This is a genomic window from Trinickia sp. (genome assembly GCF_051961175.1).
Lineage (GTDB): Bacteria > Pseudomonadota > Gammaproteobacteria > Burkholderiales > Burkholderiaceae > Trinickia.
The window spans coordinates 1-4,207 of sequence record NZ_JBQCDN010000290.1; the positions used below are offsets into that span (position 1 = coordinate 1).

Annotated in this window: 5 protein-coding genes; 3 read left to right on the forward strand and 2 right to left on the reverse strand. The window is 63.3% G+C overall.

Going from position 1 to position 4,207, the window contains the following annotated elements; all coding sequences use genetic code 11:
• The 3 genes from lptF to ACTHL0_RS17620 all read left to right on the forward strand — a co-directional run.
• The coding region (gene lptF, locus ACTHL0_RS17610) for an LPS export ABC transporter permease LptF (RefSeq protein ID WP_440568103.1) at nt 1-1,065 on the forward strand (1,065 nt) is incomplete at its 5' end.
• A gap of 5 nt (nt 1,066-1,070) precedes the next feature.
• Nucleotides 1,071-2,222 (forward strand): LPS export ABC transporter permease LptG, encoded by a 1,152-nt coding sequence (lptG, locus tag ACTHL0_RS17615; RefSeq protein WP_440568104.1) that lies wholly within the window; start codon nt 1,071-1,073, stop codon nt 2,220-2,222.
• Between the two features lie 20 nt (nt 2,223-2,242).
• On the forward strand, nt 2,243-2,641 hold the full coding sequence (locus tag ACTHL0_RS17620; RefSeq protein ID WP_440568105.1) for a sirohydrochlorin chelatase: 399 nt from the start codon (nt 2,243-2,245) through the stop codon (nt 2,639-2,641).
• Nucleotides 2,642-2,800: 159 nt separating this feature from the next.
• Here ACTHL0_RS17620 and cobA read toward each other — a convergent pair whose 3' ends face one another.
• Nucleotides 2,801-3,583, reverse strand: a complete 783-nt coding sequence (cobA, locus tag ACTHL0_RS17625; RefSeq protein WP_440568106.1) for a uroporphyrinogen-III C-methyltransferase — start codon at nt 3,581-3,583, stop codon at nt 2,801-2,803.
• Between the two features lie 58 nt (nt 3,584-3,641).
• Nucleotides 3,642-4,207 (reverse strand): elongation factor 1-alpha C-terminal domain-related protein (locus tag ACTHL0_RS17630; protein ID WP_440568107.1); only part of this gene is annotated, 566 nt, incomplete at its 5' end.

Below are 4,207 nucleotides of genomic sequence, written 5' to 3' on the forward strand. Positions count from 1 at the left end.
GCGTATACGGCCGGTGCCGTATTCATGGTGCTGCTGACCATCTTCCTCACGACGATGATGATTCGCATCGTCGGCTACGCCGCGTCCGGCGAAATCGATCCGAAGGACGTCATCGTCCTGATCGGTCTGACCGTCATCGGCTACATCGCCGTCATGCTCGTCGTGACGATGTTCGTGTCCATCCTGTTCGTGCTCACGCGCTGGTACCGCGATTCCGAAATGGTCGTGTGGCTCGCATCGGGCGTGAGCCTCACGCAATTCATCAAGCCGATCGCGAAGTTCGCGGCGCCGCTGATCCTGCTCGTCGCGTTTTTCGCGTACGTCGGCTGGCCGTGGTCCAACGCGCAGAGCAAGCTCATTCGCGCACGCTTCCAGCAGCGCGACGAAGTCTCGATGCTCGCGCCGGGGCAGTTCCGTGAATCGCCAGCCACGCACCGCGTGTTCTTCATCGAAAAGATGACGCCCGATCAGGCGCACGTGCAGAACGTCTTCGTCACCAGCACCGAAAACGGCAAGGTCAGCGTTGTCGTTTCGCAAAACGGCCATACCGAGACGATGAAAGACGGCTCGCGCTTCGTCGTCCTGGAAAACGGCCGGCGCTACGACGGCGAACCCGGCAAGCCCGATTTCCGCATCATGGAATTCCAGCGCTATGGCGTGAAGATCACGCATCAGCCGATCGTCAACACACCGACCACCACCGGCCTGTCCACACCCGCGCTCCTGCGCCATCCCACCCGCAACAATCTGGCCGAGTTCGCCTGGCGCACGGGCCTGCCGCTCATGGCAATCAATCTGATGCTGCTCGGCATTCCGCTCGCCTATCAAAACCCGCGGCGTGGACGCACAATCAATCTCGTCATGGCCGTGCTGATCTTCCTCACGTATTCGAACCTGCTCAACGTCATTCAATCGTGGCTCGAGCAGGGCAAGATGTCGTTCGTCGTCGGATTGGTGGGGCTGCACATCCTGGCCGCGCTCGTCGTCGTCACGGTGTTCTGGCTGCGCGTGCGCAATCGGCCGCTGATCCCACGCACGTGGTTCGCCTTCATGCGCGGAGCCTGATCGTCATGCGCATTTACGAACGATACTTCGCCCGCCAGGTCTATCTCGCGTTCGTTTTCATTCTGTTCGCGTTCTCGGGCCTGTTCTTTTTCTTCGATCTCATCAACGAGCTGAACACGGTCGGCCACGGCAATTACAAGTTCGGCTTCGCCGTGCTGCGTGTGGCGCTGCAAACGCCGTCGCGGTTTTACGAGATCATTCCCGTCGCTGCCTTGATCAGTGCGATTTATGTGTTCGCGCAGATGGCGGCGAATTCCGAGTACACGATCTTTCGCGTATCCGGGCTGTCCACCGGCCGCGCGCTGCGCTCGCTCCTGAAAATCGGCATACCCCTCGTCGCGCTCACCTATTTCATCGGCGAAGTCGTTGGACCGTATTCGGATCAGCTGTCCGAGCGCGTGCGGCTCGAAGCGCTGGGCTCGGCCGTTTCGTCGAACTTCGCTTCCGGGGTCTGGGTCAAGGACACGCTGACGGCGCGCGAGGACGGCGAACAGGTCACGCGCTTCGTCAACGTCGGCGAATTGATGCCCGATGCCACGATCAGCAACGTGCGGATCTATGAATTCGATCCCGGCTTCCGGCTGACGAACCTGCGTACGGCGCAAACGGGCCGCTACGAGGGCAATGGCCACTGGCTGCTCACGGGCGTCACCGATACGCAGCTCGCGAGCCTGCCGCAGCCTGCGCAAGTCACGCCGGCCGACGCGCTCAATCCCGTTTATCGCGCGAAGCAAGTCACGCTGCCGGAATACTCGCTACGCTCGGAGCTCACGCCGCAGATTCTGTCTGTGCTGCTCGTATCGCCCGATCGCATGTCGATCTTCAACCTGTTCCGCTACATCCAGCATCTCGTCGAAAATCATCAGGACACGCAGCGCTACGAAATCGCATTGTGGAAGAAGCTGCTGTATCCGTTCGCGGTGCTGGTGATGCTCGTGTTGTCGCTGCCGTTCGCTTATCTGCATACGCGCGCCGGCGTCGTCGGCGTGAAGGTGTTCGGCGGGATCATGCTCGGCATGAGCTTTCAGCTCATCAACACGCTGTTCTCGCACGTGGGCATGCTCAATACCTGGCCGGCGCCTGTAACGGCCGCCACGCCGGGTCTCATTTATCTGGTGCTCGGGCTGGCCGGGCTCAAGTGGGTCGACCGGCACTGAGGCCGGCAAGGTAGCCGCCGATGAACGCAAGCGCCCCCTCCCTACACGGCATCGTGCTCTTCGCACATGGAGCGCGCGACGCGCGCTGGGCTGAGCCGTTCGAGCGCCTGGCCGATAAGCTTCGGGCATTGGCCGGGCCCGATACGCATGTGTCCCTGGCGTTCCTCGAATTGATGGAGCCCGATCTGGAACGCGCGGTCGCCGCGCAAGCCGCCGCGGGCTGCTCGTCGATTACGGTCGTGCCCGTGTTCTTCGGGCAAGGCGGACACGTGCGACGCGATCTCCCGCTTGTCATCGAAGCATGCCGCGCCGCGCATCCCACGATCGAGATTCGCGCGACGGTGCCCGTCGGCGAGGACGATGCTGTTCTCGATGCGCTGGCCGCGTATTGCCTGCGTCAACTGGGGATGGCGGGCTGAGCGCGCGGCTTTTCGTCGACAGAGAGAAAGCGACGCTGCCGGATACCAGAACGGCAGCCAAGCTTAACGGCTGAGAGAAGGAAGGCGCTTCGCTCAGGGCAAACGCCTTCTTCGATCGAACGATGAACTAGAGGTGGAAACGCAGCGCCGCAGCGCCGATCAGGCGGCGTGGGCGTACGAGCCGGGCTCGGCAGTGGGTTCGCCTTGCTGCTGAGAAGGCGCTTGGGCGGCAGACGCCCGCTGCGCGAACGCTTGGCCGATCATCAGCAAGCTCGGTTGCGCGGGATCGAGCCAAGTCTGCGCCTCGCCCGTCGCGAGCGCTTCGAGCGTCAGCGTCAGCGTGCGCTCGCGCGGCGTGCTGCATGCTTCGACGATCGCGACGGGCGTCGCGCCCGAACGGCCTGCGTCGATCAGCTGCTGCGCGATATCGGGCGCACTGTCGCGGCCCATGTAGAACACGAGCGAATCGGCATTGACGGCCTCGCGAATCGCCTCGGTATCGGGGGCGCGGCTTTTTGTGGCGAGCGCCACGCTGCGCGAAACGCCGCGCAACGTCAGCGAACGCTTCACCGATGCCGCCGCAGCCAACGCCGCGGTAATGCCCGGCACGACTTCATAGTCGATCCCGGCCTCTTCAAGCGCGCGCATTTCCTCATCGGCCCGGCCGAACAACATCGGGTCGCCGCCCTTCAGCCGTACGACGACTTCATGCGTGTTCGCCGCATCGACGATCTGCTTATTGATGAACTGCTGCGCCGTCGAGCGTTGTCCGCAGCGCTTGCCGACGGCAATCTTGCGGGCGTGCGGCGCATAGTCGAGCATGGCGGGCTCGACAAGCGCATCGTGCAGCACGACGTCCGCCGTGCCCAATAAACGGGCACCACGCACCGTGATGAGATCCGCCGCCCCCGGTCCTGCACCGATCAAATACACCTTGCCCATTGCGCTTTCATCCTCTCGCGTGTGCGGGTGGCGCCTCGCGCGCCGCCTCGTTCGTCAATCACGCGGAATATGCACGAATCATGCCGGCCGCAACCGTGTGATGCGTGGCTTCGTCGATCAGCACGAAGGCGCCCGTGCCCGGCTGCGCATCGTAAGCGTCGCAGACGATCGGCTTTTGCAGCGTCAATGCCACGCGCCCGATGTCGTTCATCTTCAAGTTGTGCACTTCGCTCGAATGCGACAACGTATGAACGTCGAGCACTTCCTTGACCGCGCCGATGCGCGCGAATACGGTGTTCGTGGTTTGCTTGAGCAGATACTTGCGCTGGGTGGACAACGGCTCGTCGTCGAACCAGCACAGGTCCGCTTCGAGCTTCTTGGCGGGCTGCGGGATGTCGTGCGCCGCCACGAACGTGTCGCCGCGCGAGACGTCCACGTCTTGCGTCAGACGGATCGTGACCGTTTGCCCCGCGAACGCACGATCCACGGCGGCCGTGCCGCCCGGCACCGGTGCGATGATCTCGGCCACGGTGGCTTCGCGCTGCGCCGGCAGCACGACGATCGCATCGCCCACGCGCACTTCGCCCGCTTCGACGCGGCCCATGTAGCCGCGGAAATCATCGG